Genomic DNA, 16,599 nt, shown 5'->3' with positions numbered 1-16,599 from the left:
AGGGGCCTGCGCACCCTAGGCCGGAGCAGCCTCATAGCCGGTGCGCATGGCGCACCCTACGGGGTTTGCGAGCGCCCTAAGCCAAGAAAAAGCCCGGACAGTTGCCCGGGCTTTTTCGTTGCGCCATACGGCCTCAGTTGCCGCGGGTGACGCTCAGGCCCTTGAGCAGGTTGAGCGCCTGGCTCAGCTGGTAGTCGTCGTCCTGCGGGCGTTCGGCGCGAGCGGCCTGCGCGGCCTTGCTCGGGCGATCGGCGCCGCCGTTGCCGTTGCCCAGGTGACGTTGCAGATCGGCTTCCTTGACGCCCTCGATATCCTGTTCGCGAGTCACCTTGGCGCGCGCCACTTCGATGTCGGGGACGATGCCCTGGGCCTGGATCGAGCGGCCGTTGGGGGTGAAGTACAGCGCAGTGGTCAGCTTCAGGGCGCGGTCGTTGTTCAGCGGCAGCACGGTCTGCACCGAGCCCTTGCCGAAACTGTCGGTGCCCATCAGCACCGCGCGCTTGTGGTCCTGCAGGGCGCCGGCGACGATTTCCGAAGCCGAGGCGCTGCCGCCATTGATCAGCACCACCAGCGGCACGCCCTCGCTGGCGTCGGCCGGGTCGGCATTGAAGCGCAGCTCGGAGTTGGCCAGGCGGCCCTCGGTGTAGACGATCAGGCCGCTCTTGAGGAAGTGATCGGTGACTTCCACCGCCGCCTGCAGCACGCCGCCGGGGTTGTTGCGCAGATCCATCACCAGGCCGCGCAGCTTCTTGTTGCCGTTCTCCTGGCGCAGCTTGGTCAGCGCCTTGCCGACTTCCTCGCCGGTGTTGACCTGGAACTGCGAGATGCGCAGGTAGCCGTAGCCGTCCTCGAGCATCTGGCTCTTGACGCTGCGTACCTTGATCACCGCGCGGGTCAGGGTCAGGTCGAACGGGCGGCCGCCGTCGCGTACCAGGGTCAGCTCGATCTTGCTGCCGGCCTTGCCGCGCATCTTGTCCACGGCCTCCATCATCGACAGGCCCTTGGTCGGCTGGCCGTCGATCTTGACGATCAGGTCGCCGGGCTGGATGCCGGCCTTGGACGCCGGGGTGTCATCGATCGGCGAGACCACCTTGACGAAGCCATCCTCCATGCCGACCTCGATGCCCAGCCCGCCGAACTCGCCGCTGGTGCTCTCCTGCAGCTCGAGGAAGGCCTCCGGCTCCAGGTAGGCCGAATGCGGGTCGAGGTTGCTGAGCATGCCCTTGATGGCATTCTCCAGCAGGGTCTTGTCGCTGACCGGCTCGACATAGGCGGCCTTGATGCGGTCCATCACCTCGGCGAAGGTGCGCAGATCATCCAGCGGCAGCGGTGCCTTGCCGCTCGCCGCCGCTGCCGGCGCGGGGGCAGGCTCGGCCGCGTGCAGGGCTGGAACGCCGAGCAGCAGCCCGAGGGCCAGGGCCAGGCAGGTGGGGCGGAAGCGATAAGACATGAAGACAACTCCTAGGTAAATGAAGCGCCACCAGGCTGCAGCCTGATTATCCCTGCGCGCGGCACCACTGTGCCGGATCACTCGGGCGACCGTTCTGGCGAATGGCGAAGTACAGCGCCGAGCTGTCCTGACCGCCGCTACTGCCGACGGTGGCAATGGGTTCCCCTGCCTTGACCAGGTCGCCCGCATTCTTCAGCAGGCTCTGGTTGTGGCCATACAGGCTCAGGTAACCGTTGCCATGATCGAGAATGACCAACAGACCGGCGCCACGCAACCAGTCGGCGAAGACCACGCGCCCACCATGCACGGCGCGCACCTGGCTGCCGGCGGGGGCGCCGATCAGGACGCCATCCCATTTAGTACGAGCGTCGCCGCCGCGCGGGGTTCCGTAGCGTGCTACCAATCGGCCATCGACCGGCCACGGCAGCTTGCCGCGGGCACTGGCGAAGGGCCCGCCGTAGACGGTGCCTGAGCTGACCAGCGGACCGCTGGGCTGCTGGCTGCCCGGGCGCGCCTGCTCGGCCTGCTGGGCCGCCAGCGCGCGCTTGCGCGCCTCTTCGGCTTCGCGAGCCTGGCGGGCCAGGGTTTCCTCGATGGTCTTCAGTACGCGACCAAGCTCGGCCTGTTCCTGCTGGCGTGCTTTCAGGCGCTGATCCCGGTTGCTGAACTCGCTGTTGAGCTTGGCCAGAGCCTGCTGGCGCTCCTTGCGCGCCTCGGCGAGCTTGGCGTGGCGTTCGTCGAGACTGGCCTTCTGCACCTGCAGCTGGGTCTGGTGGGTGACGATTTCCTGCTCGACATTGGCCAGTTGGCGCAGGGTTTCGTTGAACGCGGAGAGCTGTTCGAGACGCGCCTGGCTGAGGTAGTCGTAATAGGTGAGGGTGCGCGAGAACTTTTCCGGGTTCTGCTGGTTGAGCAGCAGCTTGACGTACTCCTGGCGCCCGCTCTGATAGGCGGCGCGGGCCTGGATGGCGATCAGACGTTGCTGTTCAGTGCGCGCGCTCTGGAGTTTTTTTTTCTCCTGGTCCAGGCGCTGGATTTCCTGCTCGCTGCTCTTGAGCTCGCGCTGCAATTCCTTGACCTGACCTTCCAGCGTGCCCATCTCGGTTTCGGTCTTCTTCAGCTGCTGCTGCACGCCGGATTTCTCCTGCTGCAGTTTCTCCAGCATCTTCTTCAGTTCGGCCACATCCTGGCGCGCCGCTTCCAGCTGGCGCTGGGTATCGGCGCGCTGATCGGCGAGGGCCGGAGCGATCAGGCTGCTGAGCAGGAGCAGGGCAAGGATGCGAAGCATGGGCGAGGCGACACCGGAGGGCGAATTGAGGCCTAGTATGCCCGCGCCGCCGGGCAAAAAAAACGCCCCGGGCCTCACGGCGCGGGGCGTTTCCTGTTTTCTGCCGATTATTCGAGCTCGACGATGGTCTTGCCGGTCATTTCCGCGGGCTGCGGCAGGCCCATCAGGGTCAGCAGGGTGGGCGCCACGTCGGCCAGCACGCCGCCTTCGCGGATGCGCGCCGGGCGCTCGCCGACATAGATGAACGGCACCGGCTCACAGGTGTGTGCGGTGTGCGCCTGGCCGGTGCATTCGTCTTCCATCTGCTCGACGTTGCCGTGGTCGGCGGTGATCAGCGCCTCGCCGCCCACCTTCTGCAGCGCCTCGGTGATGCGGCCGACGCAGGTATCGAGGGTTTCCACGGCCTTGACCGCCGCCTCGAACACGCCGGTATGGCCGACCATGTCGCCGTTGGCGTAGTTGACGATGATCACGTCGTAACGCTGGTTCTCGATGGCATCGACGATCCTGTCGGTGACTTCCGGCGCGCTCATTTCCGGCTTCAGATCGTAGGTGGCGACGTCCGGCGAGGGGATGAGGATGCGCTCTTCACCCTCGAACGGCTCTTCGCGGCCGCCGGAGAAGAAGAAGGTGACGTGGGCGTATTTCTCGGTCTCGGCGATGCGCAGCTGGGTCTTGCCGTTCTTCGCCAGGTATTCGCCGAGCACGTTGGTCAGCGCTTCCGGGGCGAAGGCGGCGGGCGCCGGGATGCTCGCCGCGTACTGGGTGAGCATGACGAAGCCGACCTGCGGCGCGCGCTTGCGCTCGAACTCCCGGAAGCCGGGCTCGACGAAGGCGCGGGTCAGCTCGCGGGCGCGGTCGGCGCGGAAATTCATGAACACCACGGCGTCGCCGTCTTCCACCTGCACCGGCGCGCCGATGGTGGTGGCCTTGACGAACTCGTCGCTCTCGCCGCGCTCGTAGGCAGCCTGCAGGCCTTCCACGGCGCTGGCGGCGTTGAACTGGCCGGCGCCGTCGACGATCAGGTGGTAGGCCTGCTCGACGCGGTCCCAGCGGTTGTCGCGGTCCATGGCGAAATAACGGCCGGTGAGGCTGGCGATGCGGCCCTTGCCGAGTCGGGCGAAGGCGGCGTCGAGCAGCTCGATGGACGGCTGCGCGCTTTTCGGCGGGGTGTCGCGGCCGTCGAGGAAGGCGTGCAGGTAGATCTTCTCGGCACCGCGTCTGGCGGCCAGCTCGGCCATGGCGACGATGTGATCCTGATGGCTATGGACGCCGCCGTCGGACAGCAGGCCGAGGATGTGCACGGCCTTGCCGGCGGTCACGGCCTTGTCCACGGCCTGGTTGATCGCCGCGTTATCGAAGAACTCGCCGTCGCGGATCGCCTTGGTCACGCGGGTGAAGTCCTGGTACACCACGCGACCGGCGCCGAGGTTCATGTGACCGACTTCGGAGTTGCCCATCTGCCCGTCCGGCAGGCCCACGTCCATGCCGCTGCCGGAGATCAGGCCATGCGGGTAGGTGGCACGCAGGCGGTCGTAGACCGGCGTGCTGGCGGCGTGGATGGCGTTGTATTCGGGTTTGTCGCTGTGACCGAAGCCGTCGAGGATGATCAGAACCAAGGGTTTTGGCGTGGCACTCATTAAGCTGGCTCGCTCTGCGTCTGAGGGGGCAATGAAACAGCCCGGCATTTTAGGGTCAAGCGCCCGGCGCGTCACTGCCGGACGGGGTTTGGCCGACCTGTGGGCCTGTGTATACTGGCCGGCATTTTACCGTCCTGGGTCATATAGATGTTCGCCAACCTGATTGAATTCATCATTAACCACTATGTACTGAGCGGATTGTTCGTCGTGCTGCTGGTGGCGCTGATCGTCACCGAAATGCGGAAGGGCGGTCAGAGCCTGTCCAGCCGCGAGCTGACCGCGCTGGTCAACAGCGAGCAGGGCGTGGTGTTGGATATCCGTGCGCAGAAGGAGTTCTCCGCCGGGCACATCGTCGATTCCCTGCACATTCCCTATGACAAGGTGGCAGCGCGCATCGCCGAGCTGGAAAAGCACAAGGCCAAGACCATCGTCGTCGTCGACGCCATGGGGCAGCATGCCGGCAGCATCGCCCGCGAGCTGAAGAAGGCCGGCTACACCGCCGCCAAGCTGTCCGGTGGCATCGCCACCTGGCGTGGCGACAACCTGCCGCTGGTGAAGTGACATGGCCGACGTGGTCATCTATTCCAGCGACTGGTGCCCCTACTGCATCCGCGCCAAGCAGCTGCTGGCCAGCAAGGGCGTTGACTATCAGGAGATTCGCGTCGACGGCCAGCCGGCCGTGCGCGCGGAGATGACCCGCAAGGCCGGACGCACCTCGGTACCGCAAATCTGGATCGGCAGCACCCATGTGGGCGGTTGCGACGATCTTTACGCCCTGGAGCGCGCCGGCAAGCTCGACGCCCTGCTGCAGAGCCCCGCATGAAACCGCAACGTTAAGGAAGGCAAACGCCATGACCGAGCAAGCCAACAGCGGCGCCGCCGCTGCCGAGTCGCAGAACCCGCAATTCTCCCTGCAGCGCATCTACGTCAAGGACCTGTCCTTCGAGGCGCCGAAGAGCCCGGAAATCTTCCGTCAGGAGTGGACCCCGAGCGTCGGTCTGGACCTCAACACCCGTCAGAAGACCCTGGAAGGCGACTTCCACGAAGTGGTGCTGACCCTGTCGGTGACCGTGAAGAACGGCGAAGAAGTGGCCTTCATCGCCGAAGTGCAGCAGGCCGGCATCTTCCTGATCAAGGGCCTGGACGCTGCCTCCATGAGCCACACCCTCGGTGCCTTCTGCCCGAACATCCTGTTCCCCTACGCCCGTGAGGCGCTGGACAGCCTGGTGACCCGCGGCTCCTTCCCGGCGTTGATGCTGTCGCCGGTGAACTTCGACGCCCTGTACGCTCAGGAGCTGCAGCGCATGCAGCAGGCTGGCGAAGCCGCCGCGCACTAAGCGACGCTCCGCTTGCAAACGCCGCGTTCCTGGCAACAGGTTCGCGGCGTTTTGCTTTTTGCAGGGTGCGCTGCGCGCACCGGTGACGGGGAGCGTGCCTTACTCGGCTTCGGCAAAGCCGTTCTGTCGCCAGGCCTCGTAAACGGTCACGGCCACGGTGTTGGACAGATTCAGGCTGCGGCAACCAGCGCGCATCGGCAGGCGCACGCGCTGCTCGGGTGGCAGGGCGTTGCGTACTTCCTCCGGCAGGCCGCGGCTCTCCGGGCCGAACAGAAAGGCATCGCCCGGCTGGTAGGCGATCTCGTGGAAGGGTTGCGAGCCCTTGGTGGTGAAGGCGAACAGGCGCGGCTGACCGAGGCTGTCCAGGCAGCTCTGCAGATCGGCGTGGCGCTTGAGCGTGGCGTACTCGTGATAGTCCAGGCCGGCGCGGCGCAGGCGCTTGTCGTCCAGTTCGAAACCCAGTGGCTCGATCAGGTGCAGTTGGCAGCCGCTGTTGGCGCACAGCCTGATAATGTTGCCGGTATTGGGTGGAATTTCCGGTTGAAAGAGGATGACGTGGAACATGCAGGGCTCCGAACACAGGGATGACCGCCATTCTACGCCGGTCGAGGATCCTCGGCCGCGACTTCGCTGGCGCTTCGTGGGCTCGGTGATGCTTATCGCCTTTCTCGTCGGCATGATGCTCGGCCGGCTGTTCGACCCGCCGCCACTGCGCATCGAGGATGTCGAGCCCTGGGCCGAGGGGCTGCAGCTGCATTTCAACCGCGAGCCGCAGGCACATGCCGAGCCTGTCGGCGGCGCCCTGGTGTATCGCTACGAGAATGCCTACGGGCGCGAGCGTGAGGGCCAGTTGAACCTGGCGCTGGGGCTGGTCAACTGGCGCGTGCAGCGTGATGGACGGGATCTGCTGCTGGTGCTGGTGTCACCGCGCCCGCTGGCGGGGCAATGGCACGGTGCGCAGGAGGATGGACGCTGGCGTGCCCGACTGGCACTGCGTCCCGAATAAAGAGGGGGATTCCCCGGCCTGCCTGTACCAAGGTCCCCGAAACGGGTGGCGCCGTGCTCGTTGGCGAGCGGCGGCGCGTTGCACATGACGCGCGGTGGCGTCGCATAAAGAAGGGGATTCCCCGGCCTGCCTGTACCAAGGTCCCCAAAACTGGGTTTGCCTTAGCCTATGCAGGGCGTGTGCCAATTTTATTACCGGGTCTGGAAAGCCTGTTTATCGCGGGCTGTAGGGCCCCAGGCGAGGGTCATGGCGCCATTTGCGGCGCCACGGTGCACCAGCTTGCAGCGCGATGCACCGATGGCGCACCACGCTGTGTTCCGGATCGCTGCCCCAGTCAGCGCGGCAGCAGCTTCAGCGTCGCCCGGGCGTGCGCGGCCACGTCCGCTTCGCTGAGGTGTTGCGGCTGGTACTGGCCGGCCACGTGTGCCGCTGCCTGATCCTGGTAATGGGCATCGAACGGCACGCCGCTCTGCCCTACCGGAATGCCGCCCAGCGCCTTGTCGGCGTCGGCCAGATCCACCAGGCGCCGAGTCGAGGGGCCGTATACCACCGGCCAGGGCGCGGGGCCGACCTTGTGCGACAGGTTGTTCGGCGTTTCATGGCCGCCGGGCGCGGCGAACGGACCGACATTGAACAGCCGGTTCAGCGGCTGCTGCTGACCCAGCGGATGTTCGTGCGTCAGGGTGTGGGCACGGCCCCAGGTCCATGCGCGGCTGTCGTCGCCGAGCTGGCCGCGCAGGTGGGCGAGGCTGGCGCGCCAGGCCGCGGCGACGATCTGCGCACGTGTCTCGCGCTGCCCGCTGCCCTGGCGATTCCACCAGGGCGAGTCGGCAGCCGCGGTCAGGCGCGGCAGGGCGGTGTCCAGCACGCGGGTCAGCAGCAGGCTGTCGAACAGGGCCTCGCCCAGCTCGTCGGCCATCGCCTCGCGGGCCAGTTGGTAGGTCAGCTGATTGAACAGGGTGGCGGCCACTGAATCGAGCGGGTGATCGCCATTCCACTCGGCCAGCAGCTGCACCAGCGCGCGCTCCTGATCGTCTGCGGCGGCGTCGCGCAACTCGTCCAGCAGCGGTGCCAGCAGGCGCGGGCCATAGCCGGTGCCGGGGTCGAGCTGCAGCGCCTGGCTGTTTTCCAGGTCCCATTTCACCGCGGCGTCGCCGAGGCGCTGGTTCAGGCGCTGGCCGCGGTCGGGCAGGTTGTAGTAGCCGGGAATCTCGATGCCGCTGGCGGGTACCGGCTGGTAGTTGGCCGAGAGGATGTAGCCGCGCGCCGGGTTCTCTTCCTGCGGGTTGGCGCTGAACGGATGCCAGCCGGGTTTCTCCGCTTCGCCGCTGGCGCCGTCGAGGATGAAGTTCGGATTGACTCCGGCGGGGCGCAGCGGCAGCCGGGCCGCCGCCCACCAGCCGATGTCGCCGCTGGCGTTGGCCCAGACCACGTTGAGCCCGGGCGCTTCGATCTTCTGCGCGGCGGCGCGGGCCTTGTCCAGGCTGTCGGCGCGGTTCAGCTGGTAGAAGGCGTCGAGAATCGGGTTGTCGGTTTCCAGAAAGGCCCACCACAGGGCGATCGGCGTGCTGCCGGCGTTCTCGCCCAGGGCATCGTTTATCAGCGGGCCGTGCGGCGAGCGGCGCAGAGTCAGCTGCACCGGCTCGCCGTCCTTGACCTCGATGGTTTCGCTGCGGCTTTGCAGGTCCACCCAGCGGCCCTGATACCAGACCTGGGCGGGGTTGTTCGGGTTGACCCGCTCGGCGATCAGGTCGACGTCATCGTTCTGGAACATGGTCAGGCTCCAGGCGAAGTCGCGGTTGTGCCCCAGCGAGGCGACCGGGTTGAGCGCCTGGTGGTAGCCGTACAGCTCGAAGCCGGGCGCCTGCAGATGTGCCTCGTACCACACCGCCGGTACGGCGAAGCGGATGTGCGGGTCGCCGGCCAGCAACGGCTTGCCGCTGGCGGTGCGGTTGCCGGCGACAGCCCAGGCGTTGCTGCCTTCGAACTGCGGCAGTCCGCTGCCCTGCAGCGCCGCGTGGCTGAGGCGGGCGATGGCGGCCAGGTCCTGCCAGTCGCCATCGGCGAGCGCGGGGCCGACCACGCCCTGCGGATGCCAGTCGAGGTCGAACACCTCGAGGTAATCGGCGCCGAGCTGGTCGCGCACGTGGGTCAGCAGCGGCTCGGTACGGAAGGCGGCGGCGAAACTGTAGGCCATGTAGCCGGCCACGCTGAGGGTGTCGGCGACGCTGAAGGGGCGCGGCTCGATGCCCAGCAGGTCGAACTCCAGCGGCAGGGGGCGGCTGGTCTGGTACTGGTTGATGCCGTCGAGGTAGGCCAGCAGGGCACGGCCGGCCGGGCTGTCGCGGTCAAGGCGGGTGGCGTACTCGTCGGCATGGGCGCGGATGCCCAGGGTGCGGAACAGGCGGTCGGTGGCCACCAGCTTCTCGCCGAGCACCTCGGCCAGCTCGCCTCGGGCCAGGCGCCGGAGGATTTCCATCTGGAACAGGCGGTCCTGGGCGTGCACATAGCCCAGGGCGCGGTACAGGTCGGCTTCGTGCTCGGCGCGGATGTGCGGTACACCACGCTCGTCGTAGCGCACGGTGACCGGCGCCTGCAGCTGGTCGAGGCGAAGCTCGCCGTCGCGCAGTGGCTGTTTGCCGTGCAGATACCAGCCCAGGCCGCCGCCAGTGACGGCGACCAGCAGGGCAACGGCAGTCAGGGTGCGTTTCATTGCCAATCCTTGTTGTTATCGTCGCGCTGCATTGTGCGCAGGCGGCCGGCGCACGACATTGACCAAATGCCGCGCGGCTGAAAGTCTATGGTCAATAGCCGCCGAGAACCGCCATGGCCGATAGCGAATTCGTTGCCCTGACCCATTCCTCCACCCTGCGTCGCCTGCTCTACGAGGCGCTGACCGCCCTGGGACTGGACCCCACCGACACCTATCGGCGCGCCTATGCCGGCGCGGCGCTGGCCGCGCCGCTGCTGGAGGCGCGAGAGGACCACGACAGCGCCCCGCGCTTCTGGCAGGCGCTGGAAGGCATCAGCGGCGACGTCGACATCGGTCTGCACCTGGGGGAGGTGATGCAGCCGCGTCCGATGGACGTGGTCGGTTACCTGCTGCTGGCGGCGCGGGATCTGCGCCAGGGTCTGCAGGCCTTCGTGCGCTTCCAGCACATACTGTCCGGTGGTTTCGCCGCCCGTCTGGAGGAGCAGGGCGAGCAGGCGCGGCTGATCATCGACCTCAACTACCGCGGGGTTGGCTCGCTGCGCCAGCAGATGGAATGCCTGGCCGTGCTGCTGGCGAAGATTCTCGCCGCAGCCGCTGGCGAGCTGCCCCTGCTGGGCGTCGATTTTCGCCACCACGCGCCGCGCCGGCTTGCCGAGCACCGGCGCCTGCTGGGTGTCGAGCCGCGTTTCGCCCAGCCGCACGATGCGCTGATCCTGCCGCGCGCGATGCTCGCTCGGCCGTCGCGCAGCGCCAGCCCCAGGCTGTTCGAGGTGCTCAGTGCAGAGGCCGAGAAGCAGTTGGCCGAGCTGGTGGAGAACCAGTTGCTGGCTCGGGTGCGCTACTGGCTGGAGCTGAATCTCGGCTCTGCGCCCTGCACCCTGGAGCACTGTGCATCGGCGTTGGGCAGTAGACGCGGCGCCCTGCAGAAGGCGCTGAGCGAGCAGGGCAGCAGTTTTCGCGCCCTGCACGACGAAGTGCGTCGCTTGCGCGCGCTGCGTCTGCTGGATCAGGGGCTGGGGGTGCGTGAGGTGGCGCGCGCCTGTGGATTCGCCGAGCTGTCGCCGTTCTACCGCGCCTTTCGCCGCTGGCAGGGCGGCACGCCGCGAGGTCTGGCGCCGCGTCACGGTTCGCATGGAGCGTGAAGGGCATGCCGCGCGGGCGCCGTATCCGCTGACAGATCCGCTGCCCGGGTTGCGGCGCTATCCCACTGCAATCGCGGCTCGCGGTTCAGCCGTCGCTCGGCTGGGCCCATTCGCAGAAGCAACCGACCGCCAGGGTATTGCTGGCATCGACCGTGCGGCCTTCGGCCAGCGCTTCGAGTATCGGCTCGATGAAGCTGTTGCTCGAATTGCACACCAGCCCTTCGCTGTAGGGGCCGAAGTAGGCCAGCCGGCCTTGCCGGTCCCAGATCGCGACGGCGGGGCTGGCGGGCAGGTCGGCACTGCCGGGCATCGACTCGATCGGCTGCAGCGCCGCCAGTTCGGGCGGCAGCCTGCCCTTGCCGCCAGGCTTCTGCACGACGTGAAAGGTAACGCCCTGCGGCGCATAGCGCTGCACCAGCTCGGCCAGGTGCTGCTGATTGCCGACATTGCACGGGCAGGCCGGGTCCCAGAAATGCACCAGGCGTATGGCGCCGGGGCCCGCGATTGCCTCCGGCAGGCGCAGCTCGGCGCCGGAGAACACCGCCGCACGCTCGTCAAAGGTGCGCATATAGCGCGTCTCGAACCAGCGATAGGCCAGCAGCATGCCGACCAGCCAGGCCAGGGCGAGCAGCGCGATGAGCAGATTCTTGCGCGAAAGACGGAGCATGGCAGGCGCCGGGCGGAAAAGGGCGTGTAGCTTGCCACGATGCGCCTGGCAGCTGAATATCGCAGCCATCGCTGCCATACCGTCACAATCTGCCCTTTGCCCTATGGAAAGCCCCATGTCAGAGCCCTTTCAGCCCGAGCAACTGCGCCCTCTGCTGCGACCCTTGGCCGCAGCGCGCCTCGATTTGCCGGCGCTGCAGGCCTATCGCAGTTTCTACGGGCTCGATCTGAGCGCGCGCCATGTCGGGCTGGACAACCGCCTCGGCAGCTTCAACGCCGCCGGCTATCAGATTGCCGTACAGCTCTGGGCGCCGGCCGAACCGTGCGGCACTCTGCTGCTGCTGCACGGCTACTACGACCATATGGGGCTGTACCGCCACGTGGTCGACTGGGCGCTGGCCATGAACTTCGCCGTGCTCGCCTGCGATCTGCCGGGCCATGGGCTTTCCAGCGGCGCGCGCGCCAGCATCGGCGACTTCGCCGAGTACCAGCAGGTGCTGGCCGGCTTGTTCGAACAGGCTGCCGAGCTGGGGTTGCCGCAACCCTGGCACCTCTGCGGGCAGAGCACCGGTGGGGCGATTCTGCTGGACTACCTGCTGACCGGCGCCCAGCGTCCCGAGCTGGGCCAGAGCATCCTTCTGGCGCCACTGGTGCGGCCGCGTGCCTGGGCCTGGTCGAAGCTCAGCTACCGCCTGCTCAGTCCCTTCGTGCGCGAGATTCCCCGGCGTTTCAGCGAGAACTCCAGCGACGCCACCTTCATCGATTTCGTCCACAACCTCGACCCGCTACAGCCGCGCAGCCTGCCCACCGCCTGGGTCGGCGCGCTGGCCCAGTGGGTGCCGCGCATCGAGGCGGCGGCGCGCAGCGAGCACAGCCCGCTGATCATTCAGGGAGAGGCGGACATGACGGTGGACTGGCGTTACAACCTCGAGGTGCTGCAGGACAAGTTCCGCCAGCCGGAGATTCTGCGGCTGACGGAGGCCCGGCATCATCTGGCCAACGAGAACGAGGCGCTGCGCCAGCGCTACTTCGACTTTCTGCGCGAGCGACTGGCGTAGGAAGCCTTTGCTCCAGGCTGCGCTGGGCGGCCTAGGACATCCGAGTCGTTCAAATTCCCTGCGGCGCCGGCTCCAGGTCGGCGGTGCTGACGCCTACGGCCAGGCCGGCGCGCAGGGCCTGCAGGGCGGCCTGGTAATAGGCCTTGCCGTCTTCGGACTGGGCAAACTCGACGAACTGCTCCAGTTCCGGGTCGCTCAGGTCGCGGTAGACGTGCAGCAGGGTGTTGTCCAGATCCTGCTCGATCTGCGCCATCAGGCGGGCACGCTGGCCATTGAGCAGGCTCTGCGCCTGGCCGCCGCCGAGCAGGCCGGGGATCATCTGGCTGAGGCTGTCGGCCGCCACGCCGGCCAGCGCCAGGCTGACTTCGGCGCCGGCTTCCTTGGCCGGCAGGGCCTGGGCCAGATGACGAATCAGCAGGCGGCGGGTGGCATCGGCATCGGTGCGCGGCAGGCCGTTGGCATACTTGGCCAGCTGATCGCTGCGGGTGGCCAGCTGCTCGGCGGCGACGACCTTGCGGCCTAGCTCGGACTGGAAGAAGGCCAGCGCCGGCTGCGGGTCGGTCAGCTCCATGCGCAGGCTGTGCTGCGCGCGCTGGTCGATGGCGGCAGCGGCGAAGCGGCGATTGCTGTTGTCCACCAGGGCCTGATACACCGCCGGCGGCAGGGTGCTGCGGTAGCGTTGCTGGGCGGCATCGAGCGCCTGATTGAAGTGCTCGCGCTGTTGCGGCCAGCCGGCGGCCTGGTATAGGCGCAGGTGATCGTCCGCCAGGGCCGGCAGACCCAGGCCAATCAGCAACAGGGCAAACAAAACGCGCATCGGGAACTCCTTGGCAAACTATCCTGGCCGCCCGCAGGGCGCTGCGGCCGGCTATTTTCGGTGGCGGGTCAAGGCTTGTCGAGCCGTGTCGAGCGACGGCACGGGCGCTGATACAATCGCCGCCATGAACGAACTCAGCCTGCAAGACAGCTTTTCCAGCCTTATCGACGACCTCGCCAGCCAGGGCTGGTCGCAGCGGGCGCTATTCGCCCCAGAAATTCTGACCCGCGAACTGGCCGCGGAGTGCCATAAGCGTGCACGCAGTGGCGAGCTCAGCGCAGCCGGCGTCGGCCGCGGCGGCGCCTTGCAGGTTCAGGAAGGCATTCGCGGCGATCATATCCAGTGGCTGGAGCCCGGGCAGAGCGCGGCATGCGACCGCTATCTGGCGCTGCTGGACGAGTTGCGTCAGGCGCTCAACCGTGCGCTGTTCCTCGGCCTGGAGGACTTCGAGGGCCACTTCGCCTGCTACGCGCCGGGTGCCTTCTACCAGCGCCATGTCGATCGCTTCCGCGATGACGACCGGCGTACGGTCTCGGCGGTGTTCTATCTGAACGACAACTGGCTGCCCGAGCAGGGCGGTGCGTTGCGGTTGTATCTGGCCGATGGCCGTGAGCATGACGTGCTGCCCGAGGCCGGCACCCTGGCGCTGTTCATGTCCGGCGACATGCCGCACGAGGTGCTGCCGGCCACGCGCGAACGGCTGTCGCTGACCGGCTGGTTCAGGCGCCGCGGCAGCGGGCCGCTCTGAGTGCGGCGGGCCTGCGCGGTGGCCCGCCGAAGCCTTCAGTGGCCCCAGACCTTGATGGTGCCGTTGATGTCGCGGATATCGCGCAGGGCGACGTTGCCGATGCTGGTATCGCCGATGTACAGATCGCTGGCCACGCGCGCACGGATCACCAGTTTGCCCAGCGGGCCGAGTTGCTGGTTGATCGCGGTCAGATTGGGCAGTTTCAGCTGCAACTGGCTCTGGCCGTTGCTGCCCTTGACCACGTCCACTTCCAGGGTCGGCACCTCCAGACCCAGAATCGGCACGCTGGCGCCCAGCTGGGCCGGGCCGAGAGCGTAACCGTCGCAATCGGTGGGTTTGAGGCAGCCGTTATCGATCTTCACGTTGCGTAGCGACAGGCTGCCGCCGTCGTCCTGCCAGCGCATCTCGTCGATGCGCGCCATCAGATCGAGACGAATGGTGATGCCGGCCTGGCCGCTGATCTGGCTCAGGCTTTCATCCTCCAGCGCCTGCAAGGCGGCCTGGGCCGAGGGGGCGAGCAGCGCCGCAGCACACAGCAGCGGCAGAAATGGCGTACGAAATGGCTTGGGCATGAACGGGAACCTCCCTGGTTGGCATGAAAGTCGCGCAGCGACGCCTTCCTTATCAGCTTCTCCCGTCGGGAGAGGGCGCGAGGCGCCGGATGAGGGAGGGCATGAGCGTTGGCCGCGCAAGTCTGGTGTGGCCATGCCCGGTGCGCCATGGGCCAGGTCCGCTTCCCGCCGAAGGATAGGCCGCGGCGCTCGCATCAGCGCGGCTCCAGGCCGCTTTGCCGGTGGCCGGCACGAGGGCTGACGGCGCTGTTACCGACGGTTACTCTGATGCCGGCAAGGGAGAGAAACGATGCACAAGATACTGGTCAGCCGCTGCCTGCTCGGGCATCGGGTGCGCTATGACGGCGGCGCTCACGGCCCCTTCGATCAGCTGCAACGGTGGCTGGACGAGGGGCGGGTGGTGGCGCTGTGTCCGGAGGTAGCCGGCGGCCTGCCTACGCCGCGTCTGCCAGCGGAGATTCGCGGCGGTCAGGGCGGCGCGGTGCTGGACGGCCTGTTGCCGGTGCTGACGATCGAGGGCGAGGACGTTACGGCTGCGTTCGTCGACGGCGCCGAGCAGGCGCTGGCGCTGGTGCGCCAGCATGGCATCCGCCTGGCCCTGCTCAAGGCGCGCAGCCCGTCGTGCGGCAATCTGGAAAACTACGATGGCAGCTTCAGCGGCGTGCGCGTGGCGGGTGAGGGCGTCACCGCTGCGCTGCTCAAGCGAGCCGGGGTCAAGGTGTTCAACGAGGGGCAGCTGGACGAGGCCGCCGCCGAGTTGGCGCGGCTGGAGCAGGCGTGATGTGGCACGGAGGCGATCCGTGGCACGAAACTATCGCCATCTGTCGAAGGTGCGCGCGGCGCACATGAAAAAAAGGGGAGGCCGAAGCCTTCCCTTTTCGTGTGCGGCGGCGTGCTTAGAACAGGACGCGGCTGCGGATGGTGCCATTGACGCGCTGCAGCTTCTCCAGCGCCAGGTCCGAATACTCGGCGTCGACGTCGATCACCACGTAGCCGACCTTGTCGTTGGTCTGCAGGAACTGGCCGGAGATGTTGATGCCGTTGTCGGCGAACACCTTGTTGATCTCGCTCATCACGCCGGGAACGTTGGCATGGATGTGCAGCAGACGGTGCTTGCCCGGATGCGCCGGCAGGGCCACTTCGGGGAAGTTGACCGAGGACACCGAGGTGCCGTTGTCGCTGTACTTGACCAGCTTCTCGGCCACTTCCAGGCCGATGTTGGCCTGCGCTTCGGCGGTGGAACCACCGATGTGCGGGGTGAGGATCACGCGATCCAGGCCGCGCAGAGGACTTTCGAACTCCTCGTCGTTGGACTTGGGCTCGACCGGGAACACGTCGATGGCGGCGCCGATCAGGTGCTCGTCCTTGATCGCGTTGGCCAGGTGATCCAGCTCGACCACGGTACCGCGCGCGGCGTTGATCAGGATGCCGCCCTTCTTCATGGCGCGGATTTCCTTCTCGCCGATCATCCACTGGGTGGACGGCAGCTCCGGCACGTGCAGCGAGACGATGTCGCACAGGCCCAGCAGTTCGTACAGATCGCCGATCTGCTGCGCGTTGCCCAGCGGCAGCTTGGTCACGGTGTCGTAGAAGTACACCTGCATGCCCAGGGCCTCGGCCAGTACCGAGAGCTGGGTGCCGATGGAGCCGTAACCGATGATGCCCAGCTTCTTGCCGCGGATCTCGAAGGAGTTGGCCGCCGACTTGATCCAGCCGCCGCGATGGCAGGAGGCGTTCTTCTCCGGAATACCGCGCAGCAGCAGGATGGCCTCGGCCAGCACCAGTTCGGCCACCGAACGGGTGTTGGAGTAGGGCGCGTTGAAGACGGCGATGCCGCGCTCGCGGGCGGCGTCCAGGTCGACCTGGTTGGTACCGATGCAGAAGCAGCCGACGGCGACCAGCTTCTTCGCGCAGTCGAAGACTTCGGCGGTCAGCTGGGTGCGCGAGCGAATACCGATGAAGTGGGCATCGGCGATCTTTTCTTTCAGCTCTTCACCCGACAGCGCGCCCTTGAGGTACTCGATGTTGCTGTAGCCGGCGGCCTTCAGAGTGTCCACGGCATTCTGGTGGACGCCTTCGAGAAGAAGGAACTTGATCTTGCTCTTGTCGAGAGAGGTCTTGCTCATCGGAGTACCTGTTGTCCCAGGGATGTTGGCAGGGAA

The 16,599-nt window shown here is 67.0% G+C and carries 17 protein-coding genes; 8 read left to right on the top strand and 9 right to left on the bottom strand.

Features of this window, described 5'->3' with window-relative positions:
* Window positions 1-133 precede the first annotated feature (133 nt).
* From L1F06_RS22990 to gpmI, 3 genes are all read right to left on the bottom strand, one after another.
* On the bottom strand, window positions 134-1,450 hold the full coding sequence (locus tag L1F06_RS22990) for a S41 family peptidase (protein ID WP_129482463.1): 1,317 nt from the start codon (window positions 1,448-1,450) through the stop codon (window positions 134-136).
* Between the two features lie 46 nt (window positions 1,451-1,496).
* Complete coding sequence (locus L1F06_RS22985) at window positions 1,497-2,738, bottom strand: murein hydrolase activator EnvC family protein (protein ID WP_129482464.1); 1,242 nt, start codon at window positions 2,736-2,738, stop codon at window positions 1,497-1,499.
* 107 nt (window positions 2,739-2,845) lie between these two features.
* Window positions 2,846-4,378 carry a 2,3-bisphosphoglycerate-independent phosphoglycerate mutase gene (gene gpmI / locus L1F06_RS22980; protein WP_129482465.1) on the bottom strand — a complete coding sequence of 511 codons (1,533 nt, stop codon included), beginning with the start codon at window positions 4,376-4,378 and terminating at the stop codon, window positions 2,846-2,848.
* Between the two features lie 147 nt (window positions 4,379-4,525).
* Here gpmI and L1F06_RS22975 point away from each other — a divergent pair, with 147 nt between their 5' ends.
* Genes L1F06_RS22975 through secB form a run of 3 tightly spaced genes read left to right on the top strand, consistent with a single transcriptional unit; the run spans window position 4,526 to window position 5,715 of the window.
* Window positions 4,526-4,939 (top strand): rhodanese-like domain-containing protein, encoded by a 414-nt coding sequence (locus tag L1F06_RS22975; RefSeq protein ID WP_004373988.1) that lies wholly within the window; start codon window positions 4,526-4,528, stop codon window positions 4,937-4,939.
* Window position 4,940: 1 nt separating this feature from the next.
* Window positions 4,941-5,201 carry a glutaredoxin 3 gene (grxC, locus tag L1F06_RS22970; protein ID WP_004373986.1) on the top strand — a complete coding sequence of 87 codons (261 nt, stop codon included), beginning with the start codon at window positions 4,941-4,943 and terminating at the stop codon, window positions 5,199-5,201.
* Between the two features lie 28 nt (window positions 5,202-5,229).
* On the top strand, window positions 5,230-5,715 hold the full coding sequence (gene secB, locus L1F06_RS22965; RefSeq protein ID WP_004373984.1) for a protein-export chaperone SecB: 486 nt from the start codon (window positions 5,230-5,232) through the stop codon (window positions 5,713-5,715).
* 99 nt (window positions 5,716-5,814) lie between these two features.
* Here the strand turns inward: secB and trmL are convergent, their stop codons facing one another.
* Entirely contained in the window at window positions 5,815-6,279 is a 465-nt protein-coding gene (gene trmL / locus L1F06_RS22960; protein WP_004373981.1) for a tRNA (uridine(34)/cytosine(34)/5-carboxymethylaminomethyluridine(34)-2'-O)-methyltransferase TrmL, read from the bottom strand.
* On the opposite strand from trmL, the gene L1F06_RS22955 reads away from it, so the two are divergent.
* On the top strand, window positions 6,278-6,721 hold the full coding sequence (locus L1F06_RS22955) for a hypothetical protein (RefSeq protein ID WP_012020032.1): 444 nt from the start codon (window positions 6,278-6,280) through the stop codon (window positions 6,719-6,721). The genes trmL and L1F06_RS22955 overlap by 2 nt on opposite strands.
* Before the next feature lie 334 nt (window positions 6,722-7,055).
* Here the strand turns inward: L1F06_RS22955 and L1F06_RS22950 are convergent, their stop codons facing one another.
* Window positions 7,056-9,434 (bottom strand): penicillin acylase family protein, encoded by a 2,379-nt coding sequence (locus tag L1F06_RS22950; RefSeq protein WP_129482466.1) that lies wholly within the window; start codon window positions 9,432-9,434, stop codon window positions 7,056-7,058.
* A 113-nt stretch (window positions 9,435-9,547) separates the two neighbouring features.
* On the opposite strand from L1F06_RS22950, the gene L1F06_RS22945 reads away from it, so the two are divergent.
* Window positions 9,548-10,576: an AraC family transcriptional regulator gene (locus L1F06_RS22945; protein WP_129482467.1), complete on the top strand. Its 1,029-nt coding sequence runs from the start codon at window positions 9,548-9,550 to the stop codon at window positions 10,574-10,576.
* 85 nt (window positions 10,577-10,661) lie between these two features.
* On the opposite strand, the gene L1F06_RS22940 is transcribed toward L1F06_RS22945, so the two are convergent.
* Window positions 10,662-11,243: a DUF6436 domain-containing protein gene (locus L1F06_RS22940; RefSeq protein WP_129482468.1), complete on the bottom strand. Its 582-nt coding sequence runs from the start codon at window positions 11,241-11,243 to the stop codon at window positions 10,662-10,664.
* Between the two features lie 115 nt (window positions 11,244-11,358).
* On the opposite strand from L1F06_RS22940, the gene bipL reads away from it, so the two are divergent.
* The gene (bipL, locus tag L1F06_RS22935; RefSeq protein WP_012020028.1) at window positions 11,359-12,300 is read left to right on the top strand and encodes a phospholipase BipL; all 942 of its coding nucleotides are present in this window, start codon (window positions 11,359-11,361) and stop codon (window positions 12,298-12,300) included.
* Window positions 12,301-12,349: 49 nt separating this feature from the next.
* On the opposite strand, the gene L1F06_RS22930 is transcribed toward bipL, so the two are convergent.
* Window positions 12,350-13,117 carry a DUF2059 domain-containing protein gene (locus tag L1F06_RS22930; protein ID WP_096825330.1) on the bottom strand — a complete coding sequence of 256 codons (768 nt, stop codon included), beginning with the start codon at window positions 13,115-13,117 and terminating at the stop codon, window positions 12,350-12,352.
* A gap of 124 nt (window positions 13,118-13,241) precedes the next feature.
* Between L1F06_RS22930 and L1F06_RS22925 the strand changes: the two genes are divergently transcribed.
* On the top strand, window positions 13,242-13,865 hold the full coding sequence (locus L1F06_RS22925) for a 2OG-Fe(II) oxygenase (RefSeq protein ID WP_004373946.1): 624 nt from the start codon (window positions 13,242-13,244) through the stop codon (window positions 13,863-13,865).
* Window positions 13,866-13,900: 35 nt separating this feature from the next.
* Here the strand turns inward: L1F06_RS22925 and L1F06_RS22920 are convergent, their stop codons facing one another.
* The gene (locus L1F06_RS22920; RefSeq protein ID WP_129482469.1) at window positions 13,901-14,437 is read right to left on the bottom strand and encodes a DUF6160 family protein; all 537 of its coding nucleotides are present in this window, start codon (window positions 14,435-14,437) and stop codon (window positions 13,901-13,903) included.
* A gap of 289 nt (window positions 14,438-14,726) precedes the next feature.
* Between L1F06_RS22920 and L1F06_RS22915 the strand changes: the two genes are divergently transcribed.
* Window positions 14,727-15,218 (top strand): 2-thiouracil desulfurase family protein, encoded by a 492-nt coding sequence (locus L1F06_RS22915; RefSeq protein WP_129482470.1) that lies wholly within the window; start codon window positions 14,727-14,729, stop codon window positions 15,216-15,218.
* A 115-nt stretch (window positions 15,219-15,333) separates the two neighbouring features.
* On the opposite strand, the gene serA is transcribed toward L1F06_RS22915, so the two are convergent.
* Window positions 15,334-16,563 carry a phosphoglycerate dehydrogenase gene (gene serA / locus L1F06_RS22910; RefSeq protein ID WP_004373943.1) on the bottom strand — a complete coding sequence of 410 codons (1,230 nt, stop codon included), beginning with the start codon at window positions 16,561-16,563 and terminating at the stop codon, window positions 15,334-15,336.
* Window positions 16,564-16,599 lie beyond the last annotated feature (36 nt).

This window comes from Pseudomonas hydrolytica (genome assembly GCF_021495345.1).
GTDB classification, from domain to species: Bacteria; Pseudomonadota; Gammaproteobacteria; order Pseudomonadales; family Pseudomonadaceae; genus Aquipseudomonas; species Aquipseudomonas hydrolytica.
The sequence above is the reverse complement of the archived record's forward strand: the minus strand, read 5'-3'. Positions and strand labels throughout refer to the sequence as shown.

Coding starts and splice junctions, on each gene's coding strand:
- L1F06_RS22990 (WP_129482463.1), bottom strand. CDS start 1,450: ATGTCTTATCGCTTCCGCCCCACCTGCCTGGCCCTGGCCCTCGGGCTG.
- L1F06_RS22985 (WP_129482464.1), bottom strand. CDS start 2,738: ATGCTTCGCATCCTTGCCCTGCTCCTGCTCAGCAGCCTGATCGCTCCG.
- gpmI (WP_129482465.1), bottom strand. CDS start 4,378: ATGAGTGCCACGCCAAAACCCTTGGTTCTGATCATCCTCGACGGCTTC.
- L1F06_RS22975 (WP_004373988.1), top strand. CDS start 4,526: ATGTTCGCCAACCTGATTGAATTCATCATTAACCACTATGTACTGAGC.
- grxC (WP_004373986.1), top strand. CDS start 4,941: ATGGCCGACGTGGTCATCTATTCCAGCGACTGGTGCCCCTACTGCATC.
- secB (WP_004373984.1), top strand. CDS start 5,230: ATGACCGAGCAAGCCAACAGCGGCGCCGCCGCTGCCGAGTCGCAGAAC.
- L1F06_RS22955 (WP_012020032.1), top strand. CDS start 6,278: ATGCAGGGCTCCGAACACAGGGATGACCGCCATTCTACGCCGGTCGAG.
- trmL (WP_004373981.1), bottom strand. CDS start 6,279: ATGTTCCACGTCATCCTCTTTCAACCGGAAATTCCACCCAATACCGGC.
- L1F06_RS22950 (WP_129482466.1), bottom strand. CDS start 9,434: ATGAAACGCACCCTGACTGCCGTTGCCCTGCTGGTCGCCGTCACTGGC.
- L1F06_RS22945 (WP_129482467.1), top strand. CDS start 9,548: ATGGCCGATAGCGAATTCGTTGCCCTGACCCATTCCTCCACCCTGCGT.
- L1F06_RS22940 (WP_129482468.1), bottom strand. CDS start 11,243: ATGCTCCGTCTTTCGCGCAAGAATCTGCTCATCGCGCTGCTCGCCCTG.
- bipL (WP_012020028.1), top strand. CDS start 11,359: ATGTCAGAGCCCTTTCAGCCCGAGCAACTGCGCCCTCTGCTGCGACCC.
- L1F06_RS22930 (WP_096825330.1), bottom strand. CDS start 13,117: ATGCGCGTTTTGTTTGCCCTGTTGCTGATTGGCCTGGGTCTGCCGGCC.
- L1F06_RS22925 (WP_004373946.1), top strand. CDS start 13,242: ATGAACGAACTCAGCCTGCAAGACAGCTTTTCCAGCCTTATCGACGAC.
- L1F06_RS22920 (WP_129482469.1), bottom strand. CDS start 14,437: ATGCCCAAGCCATTTCGTACGCCATTTCTGCCGCTGCTGTGTGCTGCG.
- L1F06_RS22915 (WP_129482470.1), top strand. CDS start 14,727: ATGCACAAGATACTGGTCAGCCGCTGCCTGCTCGGGCATCGGGTGCGC.
- serA (WP_004373943.1), bottom strand. CDS start 16,563: ATGAGCAAGACCTCTCTCGACAAGAGCAAGATCAAGTTCCTTCTTCTC.